We start from the raw sequence: 22,488 nt of genomic DNA, 5'->3' as shown, positions 1-22,488 counted from the left end.
TTTTGGCTTTATGGAGGCGCTGGGCGGGATTTCAAGAGTAGGGGAGGTGGCTGAACAAAGTTCAGCCTTCTTTCGGGATCTTCCGCACCAGAGGCTGGATATTGATAGTAACCAGCTTGTCGACCGCCGAGTTCATCTGGCTGCGTGAGTTGAATGGTCCCACATTTACGCGGTACCAGACACTTCCATTGTCGAGATCAATACGCTGTACATGAGCCCTGAGTCCCTGGAAGGCGATCTGTGCGCGCTGTCGCTCGGCGTCTTCCTTACTCCTGAACGAGCCAGACTGTACGACATAATCGAACTCCTGCATGGCCGGGCCCGGGGTATATTCTTCCACTTTGGGCGGAACGACCTCGGATTCCGGCAGCATTTCATAGAACCGGAAGTTCTGCTCTTTCGGCCGGCTATCCTGTTTAGCCGTGGTGTTGGCGGGTTGCTTGGGCGCTACCGGGGTCTGTTCCTGAATCGGGGTTTGCCTGGCCGTTTCCGGCCCGCCGGGCAAGGTGTTCAGGTAGACAATAAAGCCGATGAAGCCGCCCACGGCGGCCAGAGACAGGATGGTTTTCATAGACAACGCGCCATGCTGTGAGTGTGATGGTGCACTCTTTTGGGGTTTGGACGGCTTGCGGGGCCTGGCCGCAGGCTTGCTGGCGGCGGCCCCTTTGCCCGCAGGGCGATCTTTCCTGGCGTAATCTCTGGCCATGGCCTGATTACATCTCCTCTGGTGCGCTTACGCCGAGCAGGTCCAGGCCGTTGGCAATCACCTGGCGCACGGCCAGGTACAGGCTGACTCTTGCGTCCCGCAGGGCGGTATCTTCAATCAGCACCTTGTGGGCGTTGTAGTAAGTATGGAACTGGCCCGCCAGCTCACGCAGGTAATGGGTGAGGTGATGCGGCTCGCGCTGGGCGGCAGAGTTGGCAATCAGTTCCGGATACTTCGCCAACTGGTTGGCCAGCTCTTTTTCTTCATCCAGAGTCAGCAGGCTCAGGTCGCCGACGCATTCGTTCATGCCACGCTGTACGCCCTCGGCGGCCAGCTTGCGCAGCACGCTGCAAATCCGGGCATGGGCATACTGGATGTAATACACCGGGTTTTCATTGGTCTGGGAGCGCGCCAGGTCGATATCGAAAGTCAACTGGGAATCCACGCGACGTGCCGCCAGGAAGAAGCGGGTGGCATCCCGGCCCACTTCGTCGATCAGATCCCGCACGGTAACGTAGCTGCCTGCGCGCTTGGAGATTTTTACTTCCTGGCCAGAGCGGGTCACCATCACCATCTGGTGCAGAACGTAATCCGGCCATCCCTGGGGGATATCTGCCTTCAGGGCCTGCAGTCCCGCGCGAACACGGGTTACGGTGGAGTGGTGGTCAGCGCCCTGCTCGTTAATTACGGTGGTAAAACCGCGCTGCCACTTGTCCAGGTGGTAGGCGACATCGGGCAGGAAGTAGGTGTAGCCGCCGTCTTTCTTGCGCATCACCCGGTCTTTGTCGTCGCCGAACTCGGTGGTTTTCAGCCACATGGCGCCATCCTGCTCATAGGTGTAACCGTTGGCCTTGAGGCGCTCAACGGTGGCTTCCACCTTGCCATCCTCGTACAGAGAGGATTCCAGGAAATACACATCGAACTGAACCCCGAAGGCTTTCAGGTCCAGGTCCTGCTCACGGCGCAGGTAGGCGACGGCGAATTCCCGGATGGCATCCCGGTCTTCCGGATCTGCTTTTGCGGTTACCTCGCGGTCGTCGGCCACCACGGTTTCGCCAGCAAGGTAGGCGTTTGCCAAATCGACGATGTAATCGCCCCGGTAGCCATCTTCCGGCCAGCTTTCATCTTCCGGCGTCAGGCCCTTAACGCGGGACTGCACCGAAAGGGCCAGATTGTTGATCTGGGCTCCGGCGTCGTTGTAGTAAAACTCCCGGGTAACGTTGTAACCGTTGGCTTCCAGCAAGCGGCACAGGCAATCGCCAATGGCGGCGCCCCGTCCGTGACCCACGTGCAGAGGGCCGGTGGGGTTGGCAGACACAAACTCCACCTGAACCTTTTCGCCGTTACCGGAGTTGTTGCGGCCGAACTGCTGAGCTTCGTCCAGGATAGTGTTCACAATACCGAAGGCGCTGGCGGTGCTCATGAAAAAATTGATAAACCCCGGTCCGGCAATCTCCACTTTTTCCACGGCGGAGTTCTCAGGCAATGCCGCCACCAGGGCTTCGGCCAGCTTGCGAGGCGGGCAGCCGGCGGCTTTGGAGGCCACCAGGGCAATATTACAGGCATAGTCCCCGTGGGACTTGTCTTTGGTGTTGCCCACCTGAGGGGTGAAGCTCTGGTCTGCCGGCAGTGTGCCGTCAGACTGCAGGGTCGCCAGTGCAGACTGGAGAAGCTCGGATACGGTCTCTTTCATGCTGTCGAATGACTCGGTTTGCAGAAGAATGGGTGTCAGGGCAGGGCGCCCGTTAAAAACAGAAGGGGCGTATTATCGCGGAAAGTTGGTGTGTAAGCAAAAAGCCGGAGGCGCTCTGCTTCCTGCGACATCAACCTGTCTCCTGAGGGTCAACATCAACAATCCATTTGGTGCTCGCTGGCAGCTTGCATTGGTCCAGGTACTGGCAAATGTGAGTAAGCAGATGGTTGAGTTGGCGCCGGTGGTTACTGCACAGGATCAGCTGCGCCCGGTGTCGGTCGGCTTTGCGTGCAATTACCGCCGGTAGCGGCCCCCAGGTTTCTATGCCGTTCGCGGCCGTCATTGGTTTAATGCTGTCTAACAGTTGCAGGCTTGCCTGCATGGTGTCGGCTTCCGCGCGGAGTATGACCATGGCGCGGAATGGTGGCAGGGCGCCGGTTTGGCGCTCAGTCAGAAGTTGGTCTGCCAGAGCGGCATAATTACCCTGGCAGAGCGATTTCAACAGCGGGTGGTCGCTGTGGCAGGTCTGGATAAGCACTTTGCCGGGTTTTTCGCCCCGGCCAGCGCGGCCGCTCACTTGCAAAAGTGTCTGCACCATCTGTTCCGGCGCCCGAAAATCGACACTGAACAGGCCACCATCGGCGTTGACGACGGCAACCAGGGTCACGTTGGGAAAGTCATGGCCCTTGGCGAGCATCTGGGTGCCCACCAGTATGCAGGGCGCACCGCTGTTAACCTGAGCCAGTATATTCTGGATACTCCCTTTGCGCTGGGTGCTGTCCCTGTCTACCCGTACAATGGGGGTGTTCGGAAACTGTTCGGCCAGGGTTTCTTCTGTGCGCTCTGTGCCCTGGCCTACGGGTTTGAAATTTTCACTCCGGCATTTGGGGCAGCTGTGGCTTGCGGCCATCTGGAAGTCGCAGTGATGGCAACGCATGGCTCTGTCCCGGCGATGGTATGTCAGTCGGGTATCGCAGCGCGGGCATTCCTCCATGTGGCCACAATCGAAGCACATCATGATGGGGGCGAATCCCCGCCGGTTCACAAATACCAGTGCCTGCTCACCTCGTGCCAGTGTTTCCTTTATAGCGTTCAGGGTGGGGCGCGAGAGGCCGGCTTCCAGAGGGCGGCTGCGGATGTCGAGCAACTCCACTTCCGGAGGTGAGGCATTGCCAGCCCGTTGTTCCAGCCGGATAAGGTGGTATTTGCCTTGCGTGGCGTTGTGCCAGGATTCCAGCGAAGGCGTTGCTGAGCCCAGGATGACGGGGCATTGATTCAGGTGAGCCCGATAGACGGCAACGTCCCGCCCCGAGTAGCGAAACCCTTCGCCCTGCTTGTAGGAGTTGTCATGTTCTTCGTCCACAACAATGGCGCGAAGGTTCGTGAACGGCAGCAAGACGGCGGAGCGGGTGCCGATCAGAATAACCGGTTCCCCATGTCGGATTCTCAGCCAGGTAGCCAGGCGTTCGCTGTCGTTCAGGGCCGAGTGCCAGGCCACAATCCGGTGGCCGAAGTAACGCCGGAAGCGCTCGAGGGTCTGGGGAGTGAGGTTGATTTCGGGAACCAGTACCAGAGCCTGTTGGTCGTCCTGAAGTTTTTGTGTCAGGTAATGAAGATAGAGCTCGGTCTTGCCGCTCCCGGTGATGCCATAAAGAAGTGTGGCACTGAAGCGATCTGTAACCTGTGGTAATTCTTCGGCCGCTGCCAGTTGCGCGGGTGAGAGTCTGGGGCCGTCTACTGTGGCGATGCTTTCGCTGGAAGTCGGATGCTGTGGATCGCTCAGTTCGATAAGGCCTTTATCGTGAAGGCTTTTGATCTGAGGGCGGTTGAAGCCGGCTTTAACCAGTTCGCCGGTCGATATGCCGGGGGCGCGCTGGATGGCTTCCAGCAAGGCTTTCTGTCGATGGGCGTTGGCCGGCAGTGGGGCGATGTTTTGGGTGCCTTGCCAGTGTTCATCCTGTTTCTGCTGTGACGGCCGGCCTCGGCGTAATGCGGGAGGCAGAGCGGTGAACAGGCACTCACCCAAGGGGTGCTGATAGTAGTCGCTGGCCCAGCTAAGGAGTTGGAAGGTGGCTGTGGGTAAGGCGAGCCACGGCTCCAGCACTTCCAGGATCGGCTTGAGGGTAATGCCGTCTGGTGGTGTCACGCCGGTTTCCACCACAAGGCCGGTCAGGGTTTGCCTGCCAAAGGGTACTTTCACGCGTTGCCCGGGTGAGACTGTCATGGTCTCCGGGATTCGGTAATCAAAGAGTCGCCGGAGCGGGCGATTCAGGGCGATGCGAGCGGTTGAGGGCCGTGTCACGGTAACTGCGTATCCTGAAAGCGGGCAAAAGTAGGCTGGTTGCATGGTATCCGGACTGTTCCGGATGGCCAAGATACTTGCCTGTGGTCGGGTTTGTCAGTAAGATTCGCGGTCTGTTTCTGGCCGGGCTTGATTGTGCACGGTCTTTTCAATTGATTCAAACATGCGGTGCCTGGCACCTGGGCAGCCAAAATGCCCCGTGATCAGGTAGCGGCATGACCTAACGAGGTTCGCCATGAAAGAAGGTATTCACCCGAAGTACGAAGACATCACCGCTACCTGTTCCTGCGGTAATGTGATCAAAACCCGTTCCACCATCGGTCACGATCTGCAGCTGGACGTATGCTCCCAGTGCCACCCGTTCTACACCGGCAAGCAGAAGGTTATGGACACCGGTGGTCGTATCGATCGCTTCCAGAAGCGTTTCGGCAGCCGTATCGGTGGCAAGAAAGACTGATCCGCGCCGGGATGTTGAAAAAGCGCCTTTGGGCGCTTTTTTTGTGCGCCAATGAAAAATAAAGTTTGCTATATACGCAAAATGCACTATTGACTGTTCATAAAATATTCGATTTCGGCTTGTCGTTTTGGGTCGGGCGCGCCATAATGGCGCGCTCCGTTGGGCGAGCTCCAGCGGGATTTACCTTTAAACGTGACAAACGGAACAGTGGCAATGTCTCAAGATCTGAAAGAAGCAGCCCTTGAATATCACGCCAAACCGCGGCCGGGTAAGCTGAGTGTTGAAATCACGAAGCCGACCCAGACTTCCCGCGACCTCTCCCTGGCGTACAGCCCCGGGGTTGCCGAACCGGTCCGCGAGATCGCGAAGGACCCCGAGAACGCTTACAAATACACAGCCAAGGGTAACCTGGTTGCCGTGATTTCTGACGGTACCGCTATCCTGGGTCTGGGTAATCTCGGCCCTCTGGCGAGCAAGCCGGTTATGGAAGGCAAGGGCGTACTGTTCAAGCGCTTTGCCGGAATTGACGTCTTCGACATCGAGGTTAATTCCGAAAGCCCGCAAGCGTTTATTGAAACTGTTGAGCGCATCGCCGATACCTTTGGTGGTATCAACCTCGAGGACATCAAAGCACCGGAGTGCTTCGAGATTGAGCGTGCGCTGATTGAAAAGTGTAACGTGCCCATCTTCCACGATGACCAGCACGGTACCGCTATTGTAACTGCGGCCGGCATGATCAATGCTCTTGAGCTGCAGGGCAAGAAAATTGAAGAGGCAAAGGTGGTATGTCTGGGCGCCGGTGCGGCTGCCATTGCCTGCATGAAGTTGCTGATCAGCTGCGGTATGCGCTCTGAGAACATCTTCATGCTCGACCGTAAGGGTGTGATCCACTCTGGTCGTGATGATCTGAACCAGTACAAGGCGATGTTTGCCAACGATACCGACAGGCGTACTCTGGACGACGCCATCGACGGCGCAGACGTGTTCCTGGGTCTGTCCGGCCCGGACCTTCTGTCTGCCGAGCAGTTGGCGAAAATGGCGCCGAACCCGGTGGTGTTTGCCTGTTCCAACCCGGATCCGGAAATCAGTCCGGAAGTGGCCTTGGCTACCCGTGATGATCTGATCATGGCGACCGGTCGCTCTGACTATCCGAACCAGGTGAACAACGTGCTTGGCTTCCCGTTCATTTTCCGTGGTGCACTGGATGTACGCGCAACCGCTATCAACGAGGAAATGAAGGTTGCCGCGGTTAACGCGATCCGTGAACTGGCCAAAGAACCGGTGCCGCAGGAAATCTGTGAAGCCTACGGTGTTGATGCGTTTGAATTCGGTAAGGAATACATTATTCCGAAGCCGATGGACGTTCGTCTGCTGGAAGTGGTACCGGCCGCTGTGGCCCGTGCTGCGGTAGATTCCGGTGTTGCGCGCAATCCGTACCCCGCGCATTACCCGCTGAAGTCTATGGACGACATCATCTGATCGGGATGTAGTCTGGCTTCAAAAAAAACCGGCGGAGATCCCGCCGGTTTTTTTGTGCTTCCTGCTTGGGGTGATGCTGCGACAGATCAGAAGATCTGCCGTGACAAGTCGTCCCCGTTACCATTGTCGCCATTCCCTCCGTTACTCTCGGCTGGCAGAGGGGAGGGTGCGTCTTCTTCCTTGAAGATTTCGAACACGGCTTCTTCGCCGGGGCGAGCTCTTTCTCCGGTTTCCGGGTTGATCCGGATATTCACGATGCCATTGGGTCTGGGCATGGTGGCTGCTGGCTGGTCTGCCAGCGCTACTTTCATATAGTCGACCCATATCGGCAGCGCGGTACTGGCGCCAAACTCGCCGCGACCCAGGGGGGCGGGTTGGTCAAATCCGACCCAGACCGTGGTTGCGATATCGTGGTTGAAGCCCGCGAACCAGGTGTCTTTCTGCTCGTTGGTGGTGCCAGTCTTGCCTGCGATGTCGCTGCGATTCAGGGCTAGAGCGCGCCGCCCCGTTCCCCTGCGAACCACGTCCTGCATCATGGAGTGCATGATGTAGATTGATCGTTCGTCGGCCAGGCGTTGCATGATCCGTGGTTCGTTGGCGTTTTCCTCGGCTTCTGAGGCGGGTAATGCCATTCCCTCAATCTCGGGCGGTTGCTCCGGATTTTCCTGTTGGGTATCGACTGTCGGTGCGGATGAAGCTTCGCAATCCTCATCGCACAATAGGGTGTCCGGGGCTTCATAGACCACGGTGCCGTCCCATTCCTCGATTCGCTCAATCAGGTAAGGCTGTACGTCGTAACCGCCATTGGCTATCACCGCAAAGCCTCGTGCCAGCTCCATGGGTGTCAGCAGACCGCTGCCTAGAGAGAGTGAGAGGTTAGAGGGCATATTTTCAGTCGGGAGTTTGAGTTGCTCTAGATAGCTGAGGGTGGTGTTTATGCCAAGGTCTCTCAGCAGGCGGATGGAAACCAGGTTGCGGGATCGGTAAAGGCCTTCGCGCAGTGTGGTTGGTCCGTAGAACTGGCCTGATGAGTTCTGTGGTCGCCATGCGGTTTCAAGTTCGGAGTCTTCGAATACAATCGGGGCGTCGTTGTAGATGGTCGCCGGTGTTCGACCGTTTTCCAGAGCGGAAAGGTACAGGAACGGCTTGAACGTTGAGCCTGGTTGGCGGCTGGCCTGGGTGGCGCGATTGTACTTGCTCTGGTTAAAGCTGTAGCCGCCCGCCAAAGCTTCAATGGCGCCGGTTTTGGCCTTGAGAGAGATAAGTGCGCCCTCGATTCTGGGTGCCTGCGCCAAGGAAACGTGCAGTTCGGTGACTGCCTGAGTCGATACGCTCGCGCTGCCCGATTCTGCTTCAGAATCTGCAACCTGTGGCAGCTGGTCGACTTTGACATAGATGACGTCTCCGGGGCTGACCACCTCGGAAGGATTCTGTGGTTCGGGCCCGGTAATGCTCTCGGTGCGGAATCGGCGTGCCCAGGTCATGGTGTCAAATGGCATAACGCCCGGGCCCAGGCGCCGTGCGTGCACTCTCACTTCATCTTTTTCGTCATCTATGGATGTCACAACGGCTGGTACCAGTGCTTCAACCCGCGGGTAATTCTGCATCTGGTTTGAGAGTTCGGCCGGTGTCAGCCCTTCAATATCAAACTGTCCGATGGGGCCCCGGAATCCGTGCCGGCGGTCATAGGCTTCGAGGCCTGCTCTCAATGCCTCGGTGGCAGTTTGTTGCTTGGTGCTGTCGACCGTCAGGGTCACGCTGTAACCGTCGGTGTAGGCATTCTCCCCGTAGCGGCGAACCATTTCTGCCCGGGCCATTTCGGCCACGTAGTCGGCGTCCACTTCGGCATCCCGGGTGTTATAGCTGGCGGTCAGGGGTGCTTTGGTGGCCAGAGACCAGGCGTCTTCGGTGATGTAGCCAAGGTCTTTCATTCTGCCCAGTATCCAGTTGCGGCGAATCAGGGCTCGTTCCGGGTTTGCCAGAGGGTTGTAGGCAGAGGGGGCCTTTGGCAAGCCGGCGAGCATTGCCATCTGTGCCAGTGACAGTTCTGTCACCGGTTTGTCGTAGTAAACCTGGGCGGCGGCGGCGATTCCATATGCACGGTTGCCGAGGTAGATCTTGTTCAGGTAGAGCTCAAGAATCCGGTTTTTATCCAGTTCACGTTCAATCTGAAGAGCCAGCAGTATCTCGTTGAACTTTCGGATGAAGGTCCGGTCGCGTGACAAAAAGTAATTTTTTGCAACCTGCATGGTGATGGTGCTGCCGCCAGACTGGATTTCTCCGGTGGTGATCAGTTCCACTGCAGCCCGCGTCAGGCCTTTAATGTCGACTCCGAAGTGCTCGTAAAAACGCGCGTCTTCCGCCGCCAGAAAGGCTTGTAACTGAATTGTAGGGATCTGTTCTATTGTGATCGGTGCCCTTCTCTTTTCACCGAATTCTGCTATTAATCTGTTGTCTTTGCTATACACCCGTAAAGGCGTCTGCAGCCGGACATCCAGCAATTGCTCAACCGGTGGCAGATTGGGCCGAAGATAAAGATACAGGCTTGAGGAAATAATAATGGCGACACTCAGGCCGGTAAGAAAGAACCAGGCAAAAACGCGAGATGTACGCAACAAATGAGACATTTTTTTCTGACAACTGTTGGATATAGGTCTATTATTTGAGAAATTGCTTTAGGAAGGTTCGGTCGCCTCGCCGTCTGCAATGTCTCCCGAAATTCGAGAGATTGCATTGTAGACGGAATAAATAAGAAATTCTCTTACATAAAAAACACATAGAACGCCTCTGAAATGATCGCCTTTACAGGGAGTGGTTCAGGGGTTCCAACGCCGGGTGCATTTAACCAGGTATAGGGTGAGCGCGTGTTCGGATTACCAGGAAAAAAATCCAGTGCCGTCCTTGGAGTGGATGTAAGCTCCAGTTCGGTCAAGCTGCTAGAGCTGTCAAAACATGGCGATCGATATAAGGTCGAGAGCTATGCGGTAGAGCCGTTGCCGGCCAATGCAGTTGTTGAAAAAAACATCACAGACGTCGAAGCGGTTGGGGAAGTGCTCAAGCGTGTCGCGTCCAAGTCACGCACCAGTGTGAAACAGGTGGCTGTTGCTGTTTCCGGCTCGGCGGTGATCACCAAGGTTATCCAGATGGATGGTGGTCTCAACGAGTTTGAAATGGAAGACCAGATCGCGCTGGAAGCTGATCAGTACATTCCTTACCCCCTTGATGAAGTGGCGATCGATTTCGAAGTCCAGGGCCCGTCCGAATCCAACCCGGATCAGGTGGATGTGCTGCTGGCGGCCTGCCGTAAGGAAAACGTCGATATCCGCGAAGACGCCCTGGAAATTGCAGGGCTGACAACCAAGATTGTCGATGTGGAAGCCTACGCCCTGGAGCGAGCCTACAGCCTGATTGAGCCTCAGCTTGACTCCCAGGGAGAAGAGTTGGTGGTTGCCATCGTTGATATCGGTGCAACCATGACAACTCTTAGTGTGCTGGCAGAGGGTAAGACGGTATATACCCGTGAGCAGATCTTTGGCGGAAAACAGCTGACTGAAGAAATTCAGCGTCGTTATGGCCTGTCGCTCGAAGAGGCTGGTCTGGCCAAGAAACAGGGTGGTTTGCCGGACGACTACAACGAGGAAGTTCTGACTCCGTTCCGGGAAGCGGTTGTTCAGCAAGTGGCGCGGGCGCTGCAGTTTTTCTTCGGCGCCAGTCAGTACAATGCGGTGGATTACGTAGTGCTTGCCGGTGGAACAGCGTCGATTCAGGGGCTCACGGAAATGGTGGAAGAGAAAACCGGAACGCCAACCCTGGTGGCCAATCCGTTTGCCAACATGGCGGTGGGTTCCCGGGTCAACGCCTCTGCGCTCAGCAATGATGCCCCCTCGTTGATGATTGCCTGCGGTCTGGCAATGAGGAGTTTCGACTGATGGCAAAGATTAACCTCAGGCCCTGGCGGGAAGAGCTTCGCGCCGAGAAGCAGAAACAGTTTGTTGTGATGATACTGGGCGCCGTGATTATCGCGGGTGGCCTGGCTTTTCTCTGGAAATCGGATATGGACAGCCGGATTGCCTATCAGCAATCTCGTAATGCCTATATCGAGACTGCGACCAAAGAGCTGGACAAGCAGATCAAGGAGATTGAAAACCTCAAGCGTCAGCGCGATGAATTGCTGGCACGCATGCAGGTGATTCAGGATCTTCAGGGCAAGCGGCCGGTGATTGTGCGGGTGTTCGATGAATTGGTGAGAACCCTTCCAGACGGGCTGTACTACACCGATCTCAAGAAGACTGGCGAGCGACTCGACATCGTGGGTATGGCAGAGTCCAACAGCCGAATCTCGAACCTGATGCGTCAATTTGAGGATTCCGAATGGTTTGCCAATCCCAATCTGACCAATGTGGCCGCAGCAGACAGTGCCCGATCCGGCTACAGCCAGTTCAATCTCTCTGTCCAGCAGCGGACACCTGAGCCCGAAGGGGAGGATAACTGATGAGCCTCGCGGACTCTCTGAAAAGTCTTAACGAATTCGATATCAATGATCTTGATATCAACAATGCCGGCATCTGGCCGGCACCAGTCAAGGCCATTGTGGCGTTAATTGTCTTCGGTCTGATACTTGGTGGTGGTTACTGGTTCTTTATCAAGGATCAGTATGCCCAGCTCGATCGGGTGGAGCAGCAGGAGCAGGAACTCAAACAGCGCTACGAGCAAAAAGCCTATCAGGTGGCAAACCTGGATGTTTTCAAGGCCCAGATGGAAGAGATGGAGGAAACCTTTGGAGCGCTGGTGCGTCAGCTGCCCAGTGAAACCGAGGTGCCTGGCCTGCTGGAAGATATTACCAATACGGCGTTAGGGAGCGGTTTGGCGCTGCAGGAAGTCAAGCTTCAGCCGGAGCAGCAGCGAGACTTCTATTCCGAGCTTCCCATTAATATTCGGGTGTCAGGTTCGTATCATGAGCTGGCCTCTTTCGTAAGCAGTGTGGCGAGCCTGCCGCGCATCGTGACGCTGCACGATTTAACCATCAAACCAATGGGCGGAGACGGAGACCAGCTGGACATGCAGGTGGTTGCCCGTACTTACCGCTACCGGGCTGGAGAATGAGCATGACAGGAAAGCATGCGGGAAAAGCCTGGCTGGGTGTGTGTCTGGCGTCTTTGCTGACGGCTTGTTCCCAGGGAAACGGTTTCTCGGATCTCGACAAGTTCATGGCAGATACCCGGGCAAAACCCCGTGGGCACGTGGAACCTTTGCCGGAGTTCAAGGCCTACGAGGCCTTCAGTTATTCGGCAGCAGATCGGCGCGCACCGTTTGAGCCGCCGGTAGATGTCCAGCTGACCATGGTCGATGAGGAGCCAGTCAGTGACGTTGAGCCGGATCTGGACCGGCCCCGGGAAGTGCTTGAGAACTTTGACCTCAAGTCTCTGGCCATGGTGGGCACGCTACAGGGGGTTGAGGGCAACCTGTTCGCTCTGATTAGAGATAACTCGGGCGGCATTCACCGGGTGCGCACCGGTAATTACATGGGCCAGAACTATGGCCGTATTGTGGGGGTCAGTGAAACCCGCATTGAACTGATTGAAATCGTTCCGAATGGCCGGGGTGGTTGGGTAGAACGCCCGCGCTCCCTGTCTTTGGATGAAGGCTGAGGAGCGGTAACGGTATGAATTCAAGAAACATGCACGAACAAACAGGTTTAGGGTCGAGGCTAGCGATGTTCAAAAAACTCAATGTCTGCGTAGGCGTGATTGCCATCGGGTTATGGAGCGGCCTGGCCAGCGCGGTCACGCTGCAGGACTTGTCGTTTTCTTCGCTGCCGGGGGAGCGGCTGGAAGTCACCATGCAGTTTGATGGCACGCCGCCGGAACCGTCGGGCTATACCATAGAGCGACCTGCCCGGATTGCGGTAGATCTCAAGGACACCACCAGTGCCCTGAATCAGCGCAGCATTCCGCTGGGTACAGGTAATGCTCAGAGCGTCACCGTGGTCGAAACCAAGGATCGCACCCGCTTAATCTTTAATCTGGTTGAATTGGTGCCTCACGATACCGTCCGCACCAATAACTCACTGGTAATGACGATTGGTGGTGAGTCTGATGTCGTTTCGGCTACGTCGCAACCTGCCCAGAGAACGACAACGACCTCGTCAGCGTCGTCGAATTCGTTGGCCGGCGTCGATTTCCGTCGTGGTAACGAGGGTGAAGGTCGCGTCATCGTTGATCTCGGTAGTAACGCCGCGACCGTTAACCTGAATGAGTTGGGCGGCCGGATCCGCTTGACCATGCCGAATCTTCAGGTTCCTGCGGATTTGCGCCGCCGCCTGGATGTAACGGATTTTGCTACTCCGGTTACGCGCATCGATACGTATGTAGAGGATGGAAGTGCGGTAGTTGAAATTCGGCCGGAGGGCGACTACGACTATATCGCTTATCAGTCTGGTCGCGAATTCACCGTGAGTGTTGAAGCGCTGACTCAGGAGGAAGCCGAAGCTCGCCGAGAGGAGAAGTTCCCGTATACCGGCGAGAAGCTCTCCCTGAACTTCCAGGATATTGAAGTTCGCTCTGTCCTGCAGCTGATTGCTGATTTCACCGGTCTTAACCTGGTTGCCAGTGATACAGTGGGAGGCAGTATCACTCTGCGCCTGCAGAATGTGCCTTGGGACCAGGCGCTGGATCTGATCCTCAAGACCAAAGGTTTGGACAAACGCCAGATTGGCAACGTCCTGCTGGTTGCGCCTGCTGAAGAAATTGCGGCACGTGAAAAGCTTGAGCTTGAAACCAATAAGCAGATTGCTGAATTAGCGCCGGTGCGCCTGGACATTATTCAGGTGAATTACGCCAAGGCGGCCGACGTCGTTGCTCTGATTCAGGCAGATGCAGAGTTGATTTCCTCCCGTGGCTTTGTTTCATCTGATGCCAGGACGAATACCATCAGCGTTCGTGAGACGGCAGAGAAGCTTGAGGAAATCCGTCGGCTGGTCGCGACTTGGGACGTTCCCGTGCGTCAGGTGTCCATAGAGGCGCGTATCGTTCGAGCTCAAAACAATGTCTCGGAAGAGTTGGGCGTGAAGTGGGGGTTTGAAGGGCGAGGCTCTGCCGACGGTGGTACCGATACTATTGTGGTTGGAGGATCGCAGGGGGCTACCGCATTGATTCCCAATTCGGGTCCTCTGTCGCTACCTTCTGACCTGAACGTTGACCTGGGCGTTACCCGCGCGGGGTCGTCTTCGGTTGCTTTCGGTTATATCGGAACGGACTTTTTGCTTGATCTTGAGTTGTCGGCTTTTGAAAGTGACGGCCGCGCAGAGGTGGTGTCTCAGCCTCGCGTCGTAACCGCTGATCGCCAGACGGCATCTATCAAGTCTGGTGAAGAGATCCCATATCAGGAGGCCACCTCAAGTGGTGCAACGAACGTTGAGTTCAAGGAAGCAGTCCTTTCACTCGAGGTTACTCCCCAGATCACGCCCGATGATAAGATCATTATGGACCTTGTTGTTAATCAGGATTCCCGGGGTGAAGTGACGGCAGGCATCCCCTCTATCAACACTAACGAGGTTACAACTCAGGTATTGGTTGCTAATGGTGAAACTGTGGTTCTGGGCGGTATCTTCCAGTCAGAAGTGGCTACCCAAACCACCAAAACACCGTTCTTGGGTGATATCCCATACCTCGGTCGACTGTTCAAGCGCACCGAACACGTCGATGAGCGCAGTGAATTGTTGATTTTTATCACTCCAAAGATCATCAAGAACGACATACTGCAGTAAGTCTGCTGAACAAAAAAAACCGCCGGTAACCCCGGCGGTTTTTTTGTTCAGGGACGGTTACCCCTTTTCGAGCCGCTTATGGATTGCCGGTCCTTATGCTATTCTCACCCGCCTGAAACCTGTTGAGCGGAAATTATGTCTTTGCCCAAACGTGTTGTTCTGGTTGGGCCCATGGGGGCTGGAAAAAGTACCATTGGCCGATTGCTGGCCAAGGAGCTCGGCTATCGTTTTCTGGATTCGGACCGGATTATCGAAGAGCGTTGTGGTGCCAATATTCCCTGGATCTTCGATGTTGAAGGTGAGGACGGTTTTCGTCAGCGTGAAACCGCAATGCTTGACGAGTTGTCCAATGAGACGGGCACGGTGCTGGCGACAGGGGGTGGTGCCGTCATGCGTGCTGAAAATCACGGATTGCTGAAAAAGAACGCTGTGGTGGTTTACCTCAAAACGTCTATAGACCAACAGGTTGAGCGCACACGTAAGGACAGGAACCGACCGTTGTTGCAGAACGACGATCCGGAAGGCGTGTTGCGCAGGCTGTTTGCGATTCGGGACCCGCTCTATACCGAGTTGGCGGATATCGTTATGTTTACCGATCGTAAAAGCCCCCGTCTTGTGGTTCGGCAACTGGTGAACCGAATCAATCCTAAAACGCCCCGCCACAGAAGACAGCGGCGGAAAGAGGGCAGGCATAATGCACAAGGTACTTCGAGAGCTGAAGGTTGAGCTCGGGGAGCGCAGCTATCCGATCATTATCGGGCAGGGGCTGCTGGGCTCGTTTGACTTGACACCCTGGGTGGCAGGCCAGCAGGTCATGATCGTAACTAACGATACCGTTGGCCCCCTGTATCTTGAGAAGGTGAAAGGCTGTTTTCCCGGCAAGGCCATTGACGTAGTGACCTTGCCTGATGGAGAACAGTTCAAGGATTGGCAGACGCTCAACCTCATTTTCGACGCGCTTCTGGAAAAACGACATACCCGCAAAACGACACTCGTTGCCCTGGGCGGCGGCGTTGTGGGTGATATGGCGGGTTTCGCGGCGGCCTGTTACCAGCGCGGCGTTCCCTTCATACAGGTTCCAACCACGCTGCTCTCTCAAGTGGACTCGTCTGTTGGGGGGAAAACAGGGATAAATCACCCGCTTGGCAAGAACATGATCGGTGCTTTCCATCAGCCGCAGGCGGTGCTGATCGATACCAACAGCTTGCAAACACTGCCGGAGAGGGAGGTGTCTGCCGGTCTCGCAGAGGTGATCAAATATGGCCTGATTCGGGACGAGTCTTTCCTGGCCTGGCTTGAGGATTCCATGGAGAGCCTGTTACGACTTGATGCTGAGACATTAGGTGAGGCGATCTATCGTTCCTGTGTCTGTAAGGCGGAAGTTGTTGCGCTTGACGAACGAGAGGGCGGGTTGCGTGCAATCCTCAATCTTGGTCATACCTTTGGTCATGCCATTGAAACCTTTGCTGGCTACGGCAACTGGTTGCACGGTGAAGCCGTGGGCACGGGTATGATGATGGCAGCCGATCTCTCTGTGAGAGAGGGGCTGATCTCGGCGGACGACCGGGCCCGGGCGGTTGCCCTGATTCGGCGCGCTCGTTTGCCTGAGTGGGCACCGAGCGGCATGACATCAGAGGACTTCATGAATCTGATGTCCGTGGACAAGAAGAATGTGGATGGTCGGCTACGGTTGGTTCTCCTGAAAGCAATAGGTGATGCCTTTATCACCGAGAATGCCTCCGCTGACAACATCCGTGATACCTTGAGGGCATTCCTGCCACAGGCAGGCTGATGGGCTCTGAGTTTCGAAACAGGGACAGCGTGTGACTCAAGAATCCTTGAACAGTTCCGATGGTGGGGGGCTTTTCCCTCGACTCCAGCAGCGATACGGTCTTCGAGACAATCCTCTCGAGATGGAAACGCCGTTTTTCCCGGATGCCATGCGTCAGCACGCTTTGGAGACGTTGCGCCATCTGTGTGGGTTCGGGGACATGGTGCTGGTTCTGACCGGTGCGCCGGGGGCCGGTAAGACTCGGGTGTTGGCAGAGTTGGTGCGCAGCGAGTCCTCAAGGCTTGATTTTCATCGAATTCCCGCATCGGCGCTTACCAGCCGCCAGGCCCTCGCGCGTTACCTGAAGCAGCTGGCGAAATCCGGGATACCGGCAGACTCTGAGCCCAGAGAGGCGGTTTATCGTTATTTCCGCTGGTCTGAATCCGGCATCCGCCGAGGTCACCGGCAAGTGCTGCTGATTGACGATGCAGACCGGGTTGAGTCGGATGTTCTGAATCTTCTGGTAGCAGGCTTTGTGGCATCAGAACGGTCTGTTTCTGCCGTTCCGATTATGGCCGGCACCGAGCAGGTCTGGAGCCAGTTGGAAGATCGTCCGGATTCCGCCTATGCGCATCACTTGAACCTGCCTCCGTTAAGCCGCGAAGACATCAAGGCTTATCTCGAACCCAGGGTTCACAGGGCGGGTGGTTCTCAGTCTGAGCTGCTGTCGGCCTCTCGGTTGAAAAAGCTTGAGGTGTTGAGTCAGGGTAGCTTTGGTCGACTCAAGCGTGTTGCGCCGGGTGTTTGGCTGGACATGGTTCCGTCGTCGGCAACGTCCTCCTCGAAAGCTGGTTTTACGGTTGCGCATTTGCGGTGGCCTGCGCTGGGGCTGCTATTGCTGGCGGCATCCTGGTGGTTTGTTTCCCAGCAATACGAGAGCACGGTTCAGCGACAGGCTGACGCCGAGGTTGAGCCTGAGCCAGTCCGTAAGAGCATTACCATTGGTCCGGGTACTGAGGAGCCTGAGCCGGAAATAGCGCCTTTGATTGCACCTGCGCGCCAGGATGAGCCTGTCGTTCCGGGCGAGAACAATGCGGCTGAGGAATTGACACAGGCCCCGCCTGAAACAGAGATTGTCCCAGAGCCAGAGCCAGAGCCAGAGCCAGAGCCAGAGCCAGAGCCAGAGCCAGAGCCAGAGCCAGAGCCAGAGCCAGAGCCAGAGCCAGAGCCAGAGCCAGAGCCAGAGCCAGAGCCAGAGCCAGAGCCAGAGCCAGAGCCAGAGCCAGAGCCAGAGCCAGAGCCAGAGCCAGAGCCAGAGCCAGAGCCAGAGCCAGAGCCAGAGCCAGAGCCAGAGCCAGAGCCAGAGCCAGAGCCAGAGCCAGAGCCAGAGCCAGAGTTTGTGCCGGACAATCCCGTTAAATTTGTGGCACTTGAGCAGTTACGTCAGCGTAAGGGTTGGACGCTGCAGCTTGTTGCAGGCAATCAGGAACAAACGGTGTTGAATGTACTGCGTCGAGCGCCCGAGGATGCGAATTTGAGCTACACCAAGGGTGAGCGCCAGGGCTTACCTTGGTTTATGCTGGTTTATGGCCAATACTCTAGCCGAGAAGAGGCCGGGGCGGCGGCGGCTAGTCTGTCCGACGTGCTGAGGATCTCGAGTCCTTGGGTTCGACCCTACGAGGATTATTGATTTTCGCACCATTCCGGTGCGTTTTAGGCCCCAAACTACGAAAAAAATTGTATACGTAGTTTCACGTGTGTAAAATCCCTTCCCCCTTTTTTTCTGTGTCAGCGCATTTCTTGCACCATTTTGGTGCGGTAGCGTCGCTGGCGGGAAGCATTTACACGCGAGAGAACGCTTATGACAACAGGCTTGTATCATCCTGATGAGTTCAGGGACAACTGCGGTTTTGGCCTGATTGCCCACATGAAGGGCGAAGCGAGCCATAAGCTGTTGCAGACAGCCATTGAATCTCTGACCTGCATGACCCACCGGGGCGGCATTGCTGCCGATGGCAAGACCGGTGATGGTTGTGGTCTGCTTATTCAGAGCCCCAAGGCCTTCCTCTATAAAGCTGCCCAGGCAGCCTTCGGCAAAAAACCTGGCGACTTGTTTGCGGTTGGCCAGGTTTTTTTGGCTAAGGACGACGCAAAAGCTTCTGCTGGCCGATCAGCTATTGAAAAAAGGCTGACGGAGCAAGGCCTTGAAATTATGGGTTGGCGGGAAGTGCCCGTCGATGACAGTTGCCTTGGCCCCATGGCTCTGGATTGTCTTCCGCGCATCGAACAGGTATTTGTAGAGCCCGGCGGCAAGGAAGAAAAAGAATTTGCGATCAGTCTGTTCGTCGGGCGCCGCCATGCTGAACGAGATATGGCGGAAGACCCGGAATTCTATATCTGCAGTCTTTCCCATAAGACGTTGGCCTACAAAGGCCTGATGATGCCCGCGGATCTGGCCAACTTCTACAAGGATCTTGGTGATCCGGATCTGCAAACGGCCATCTGTGTTTTCCACCAGCGCTTCTCGACCAACACCATGCCGCGTTGGCCACTGGCGCAGCCGTTCCGGTTCCTGGCCCATAATGGTGAGATAAACACCATCGACGGTAACCGTAACTGGGCAATTGCCCGCGCAGCCAAGTTCAGCTCACCGGATTTGCCGGATCTGCAGACCCTGCAGCCGCTGGTTAACCTGACTGGCTCCGACTCCTCAAGCATGGACAACATGTTGGAAGTGCTCCTGGCAGGTGGTGTTGACCTGTTCAGGGCGGTGCGCATGATGATTCCGCCTGCCTGGCAGAATGTTGATACCATGGATTCTGAGCTGCGGGCCTTTTACGAGTACAACTCCATGCATATGGAGCCTTGGGATGGCCCTGCGGGCCTGGTAATGTCAGATGGTCGTTATGCGCTGTGTATGCTGGATCGCAATGGTCTGCGTCCCGCACGCTGGGTTATCACCAAGGACGATTTCATCACCCTGGCCTCGGAAGTGGGAACGTACAGCTACTCACCGGATGATGTGGTGGCCAAGGGGCGGGTTGGCCCGGGTCAGATGCTGGCCATCGATACCGAATCCGGCGAGGTCCTGCATACCGGGGATATCGACCAGCGGCTCAAAAAAGCCCAGCCCTACAAGCGCTGGCTTAAGGACAATGCACTGCGAGTCGAGACCACGCTGAATCAGGCGACCCCGGAATTCAAGCTGATGGAATCCGAAGAGCTTCTGGTTCATCAGAAGATGTTCAATATCTCGTTTGAAGAGCGGGACCAGGTGCTGCGCCCACTGGCTGAGAGTGCCCAGGAGGCGGTCGGTTCCATGGGGGACGATACCCCGATGGCGGTTCTGTCCAGCAAGGTGCGCCATGTGGCGGATTACTTCCGGCAGAAATTCGCGCAGGTCACCAACCCGCCCATTGATCCTCTCCGTGAGACCATCGTCATGTCTCTGGAGACTTGTCTGGGCGCGGAACAGAACGTTTTCGAGGAGTCTCCGGAGCACGCTAACCGGATTATCCTGACCACGCCGGTGCTGTCGCCGGCCAAGTTCCTGAAGATCAGCAATAACGATCGCCCGGGATTTGAGGTGGCAAAAATCGCCCTGAGCTATCGTCCTGAAGAGGGCTTGGAGCAGGCGGTTCGTCGGGTATGCGACGAAGCCGAAAAAGTTGTGCGTGATGGCAAGGTGTTGCTGATTCTAAGCGATAAGGACCTGGCTCAAGGCGATCTTCCGATCAATGCCCTGATGGCCACCGGCGCAGTGCACCATCACCTGGTGGCGAGAGGTCTGCGCTGCGATTCCAACATCATTGTTGAGACCGGCTGGGCTCGGGATCCGCATCACTTTGCGGTACTGTTCGGATTTGGTGCTACGGCGGTCTACCCGTACCTGGCGTACCAGATCCTGAATGACCTGATTCGCACCGGCGAAATGCTGATGGATCCGATCGAAGCCAAGAACAATTACCGTAAGGGCATCAACAAGGGCTTGCTGAAGATCCTGTCGAAGATGGGTATCTCCACCATTACCTCCTATCGCGGTGCCCAACTGTTTGAAGCCATTGGTCTTGCCGACAATGTGGTAGACCTGTGTTTCAAAGGCGTGCCGAGCCGGATTCAGGGCGCCGACTTCTTCGATTTCCAGCAGGATCAGGAGCAGTTGGCCGCGGTTGCCTGGAAGCCCCGTAAGCCTATTTCCCAGGGCGGCCTGCTCAAGTACGTGCATGGCCAGGAATATCACGCCTTCAACCCGGATGTGGTGGGCAAACTGCAGGATGCCGTGATAAGTGGCGACTATGGCACCTACAAGGAATACGCCGGTCTGGTCAATGAGCGCCCGGTTGCCACCCTGCGCGACCTGCTGGTGTTCCGTGAGGGCATCCAGTCAATTGACCTGAGCGACGTTGAGCCCGTGGAGAATATTTTCCCGCGTTTTGACTCTGCGGCGATGTCTCTCGGTGCCCTGTCGCCGGAGGCGCACGAGGCTCTGGCCGTGGCCATGAACACGCTGGGTGGTCGTTCCAACTCCGGTGAGGGCGGCGAAGACCCGGCCCGTCACGGCACTAACAAGCGTTCCAAGATCAAGCAGGTGGCTTCCGGTCGTTTCGGTGTGACCGCTGAGTACCTGCGTAGCGCCGATGTTATGCAGATCAAGGTAGCTCAGGGTGCCAAGCCGGGTGAAGGCGGCCAGTTGCCGGGCGGTAAGGTGAATGACCTGATCGCGCGCCTGCGTTACTCGGTGCCCGGTGTCACCCTGATTTCGCCACCGCCGCACCACGACATCTACTCCATTGAAGACCTGGCGCAGCTGATCTTCGACCTGAAACAGGTGAACCCGGAGGCGCTGGTGTCCGTCAAGCTGGTATCAGAGCCCGGGGTGGGCACGATTGCCGCGGGCGTTGCCAAGGCTTATGCCGACCTGATTACGGTTTCCGGTTATGACGGCGGTACCGCAGCCAGTCCGCTGACCTCAATCCGCTACGCAGGCTCCCCCTGGGAGCTGGGCCTGACGGAAACCCAGCAGGCGCTGCGCGCCAATGATCTGCGAGGCAAGATTCGCCTGCAGACCGACGGCGGCATCAAGACTGGTCTGGACGTGGTGAAAGCCGCGATTCTGGGCGCGGAGAGCTTTGGCTTCGGCACCACTCCGATGGTGGCGTTGGGTTGTAAATACCTGCGGATCTGCCACCTGAATAACTGTGCGACGGGTGTCGCGACACAGAACGACTATCTGCGCGAAGAGCACTTCAAGGGCACCGTGGAAATGGCCATGAACTTCTTCCGCTTTGTGGCGGAGGAAACTCGCGAATGGCTGGCGAAGCTGGGTGTGCGTTCTCTGGAAGAGTTGGTCGGCCGTGTTGACCTGCTGGAGCGTCTGCCGGGTAATACCGAGCGCCAGAAGAAGCTGGATCTGACCCGTCTGCTGCAGAATGACCACATTCCGGCTGACAAGCCGCACACCTGTCAGATTGAACGCAACAAGCCCTTCGATGAAGGTAAGCTGGCGGAGCAGATGGTGCAGGACACCGCTGCTGCCATCGCCGAGAAGTCCGGCGGTGCCTGGAGTTACCGGGTGACTAACTGTGACCGTTCCATTGGTGCACGCCTGTCTGGCGAGATTGCCGCCCGTTACGGCAATCAGGGCATGACCGATGCGCCCATCACTCTGGACCTGACCGGCACCGCTGGCCAGAGTTTCGGTGTCTGGAACGTCGGTGGTCTGAACCTGATTCTGGAGGGTGATGCTAACGACTACGTAGGTAAAGGCATGACCGGCGGTAAGCTGGTCGTCAAGCCGCCCCGTGGTAGTGATTTCGAGACCCAGGAAACCTCCATTGTCGGTAACACCTGTCTGTATGGCGCAACTGGTGGCAAGCTGTTTGCGGCCGGCACCGCCGGTGAGCGCTTTGCGGTTCGTAACTCCGGCGCCCATGCCGTGGTTGAAGGTGCTGGCGATCACTGCTGCGAATACATGACGGGTGGTCTGGTCACCGTGCTGGGGTCCACCGGCTACAACTTCGGTGCCGGCATGACCGGCGGGTTCGCCTATGTGCTGGACCTGGACAACACCTTTGTGGACAAATACAACCATGAACTGGTTGAGATCCAGCGTATTTCCCGTGAAGACATGGAAGCCTACCGGAACCACCTGCGTGGCGTGATCCGGGAGCACATCTCCGAAACCGGAAGTGCCTGGGCAGAGCACCTACTTGAAGATTTCGACGATTACATCGGCCGTTTCTGGCTGGTCAAGCCCAAGGCCGCGAACCTTCGCAGCCTGCTGGCAAGCACCCGCGCCCGTCCGGAATAACGGGC

General features: G+C 56.7%; 15 protein-coding genes. 11 read left to right on the top strand and 4 right to left on the bottom strand.

The features are described from left to right. Positions 1–61 precede the first annotated feature (61 nt). The 3 genes from ACAM27_RS16860 to ACAM27_RS16850 form a co-directional block, all read right to left on the bottom strand. Positions 62–706 carry an SPOR domain-containing protein gene (locus ACAM27_RS16860; RefSeq protein WP_121208529.1) on the bottom strand — a complete coding sequence of 215 codons (645 nt, stop codon included), beginning with the start codon at positions 704–706 and terminating at the stop codon, positions 62–64. A 7-nt stretch (positions 707–713) separates the two neighbouring features. Beyond that, on the bottom strand, positions 714–2,399 hold the full coding sequence (argS, locus tag ACAM27_RS16855; protein WP_369612342.1) for an arginine--tRNA ligase: 1,686 nt from the start codon (positions 2,397–2,399) through the stop codon (positions 714–716). A 130-nt stretch (positions 2,400–2,529) separates the two neighbouring features. Next, positions 2,530–4,746 carry a primosomal protein N' gene (locus ACAM27_RS16850; RefSeq protein ID WP_369612341.1) on the bottom strand — a complete coding sequence of 739 codons (2,217 nt, stop codon included), beginning with the start codon at positions 4,744–4,746 and terminating at the stop codon, positions 2,530–2,532. A 190-nt stretch (positions 4,747–4,936) separates the two neighbouring features. Between ACAM27_RS16850 and rpmE the strand changes: the two genes are divergently transcribed. Continuing rightward, positions 4,937–5,158 carry a 50S ribosomal protein L31 gene (rpmE, locus tag ACAM27_RS16845; RefSeq protein WP_014420566.1) on the top strand — a complete coding sequence of 74 codons (222 nt, stop codon included), beginning with the start codon at positions 4,937–4,939 and terminating at the stop codon, positions 5,156–5,158. A 213-nt stretch (positions 5,159–5,371) separates the two neighbouring features. Further along, a complete protein-coding gene (locus tag ACAM27_RS16840) occupies positions 5,372–6,637 on the top strand; it encodes a malic enzyme-like NAD(P)-binding protein (RefSeq protein WP_222534799.1) in 1,266 nt (421 codons plus the stop codon). 86 nt (positions 6,638–6,723) lie between these two features. On the opposite strand, the gene ACAM27_RS16835 is transcribed toward ACAM27_RS16840, so the two are convergent. Continuing rightward, positions 6,724–9,264 carry a penicillin-binding protein 1A gene (locus ACAM27_RS16835; protein ID WP_374730293.1) on the bottom strand — a complete coding sequence of 847 codons (2,541 nt, stop codon included), beginning with the start codon at positions 9,262–9,264 and terminating at the stop codon, positions 6,724–6,726. 237 nt (positions 9,265–9,501) lie between these two features. Here ACAM27_RS16835 and ACAM27_RS16830 point away from each other — a divergent pair, with 237 nt between their 5' ends. The 9 genes from ACAM27_RS16830 to gltB all read left to right on the top strand — a co-directional run bounded on the left by ACAM27_RS16830 (position 9,502) and on the right by gltB (position 22,483). Beyond that, the gene (locus tag ACAM27_RS16830) at positions 9,502–10,566 is read left to right on the top strand and encodes a pilus assembly protein PilM (RefSeq protein ID WP_011784345.1); all 1,065 of its coding nucleotides are present in this window, start codon (positions 9,502–9,504) and stop codon (positions 10,564–10,566) included. Beyond that, complete coding sequence (locus tag ACAM27_RS16825; RefSeq protein WP_011784346.1) at positions 10,566–11,129, top strand: PilN domain-containing protein; 564 nt, start codon at positions 10,566–10,568, stop codon at positions 11,127–11,129. Before ACAM27_RS16830 ends, ACAM27_RS16825 begins: the two co-directional genes overlap by 1 nt. Further along, positions 11,129–11,740 (top strand): type 4a pilus biogenesis protein PilO, encoded by a 612-nt coding sequence (locus ACAM27_RS16820; RefSeq protein WP_224851272.1) that lies wholly within the window; start codon positions 11,129–11,131, stop codon positions 11,738–11,740. The genes ACAM27_RS16825 and ACAM27_RS16820 overlap by 1 nt, the downstream gene beginning before the upstream one ends. A 2-nt stretch (positions 11,741–11,742) precedes the next feature. Then, complete coding sequence (locus ACAM27_RS16815; RefSeq protein WP_153741467.1) at positions 11,743–12,285, top strand: pilus assembly protein PilP; 543 nt, start codon at positions 11,743–11,745, stop codon at positions 12,283–12,285. 14 nt (positions 12,286–12,299) lie between these two features. Beyond that, a complete protein-coding gene (gene pilQ, locus ACAM27_RS16810) occupies positions 12,300–14,402 on the top strand; it encodes a type IV pilus secretin PilQ (protein WP_369612339.1) in 2,103 nt (700 codons plus the stop codon). A 135-nt stretch (positions 14,403–14,537) separates the two neighbouring features. Further along, positions 14,538–15,128, top strand: a complete 591-nt coding sequence (gene aroK, locus ACAM27_RS16805) for a shikimate kinase AroK (RefSeq protein ID WP_023010980.1) — start codon at positions 14,538–14,540, stop codon at positions 15,126–15,128. Next, positions 15,097–16,194 (top strand): 3-dehydroquinate synthase, encoded by a 1,098-nt coding sequence (gene aroB / locus ACAM27_RS16800; protein WP_369612338.1) that lies wholly within the window; start codon positions 15,097–15,099, stop codon positions 16,192–16,194. Before aroK ends, aroB begins: the two co-directional genes overlap by 32 nt. A gap of 31 nt (positions 16,195–16,225) precedes the next feature. After that, the gene (locus ACAM27_RS16795; RefSeq protein WP_369612337.1) at positions 16,226–17,863 is read left to right on the top strand and encodes an AAA family ATPase; all 1,638 of its coding nucleotides are present in this window, start codon (positions 16,226–16,228) and stop codon (positions 17,861–17,863) included. A gap of 171 nt (positions 17,864–18,034) precedes the next feature. Then, a complete protein-coding gene (gene gltB, locus ACAM27_RS16790) occupies positions 18,035–22,483 on the top strand; it encodes a glutamate synthase large subunit (protein ID WP_183580539.1) in 4,449 nt (1,482 codons plus the stop codon). Positions 22,484–22,488: the final 5 nt, after the last annotated feature.

Origin of the sequence: Marinobacter sp. RI1, from assembly GCF_041155085.1 — a bacterium.
GTDB lineage: Bacteria > Pseudomonadota > Gammaproteobacteria > Pseudomonadales > Oleiphilaceae > Marinobacter > Marinobacter nauticus.
The sequence above is the reverse complement of the archived record's forward strand: the minus strand, read 5'-3'. Positions and strand labels throughout refer to the sequence as shown.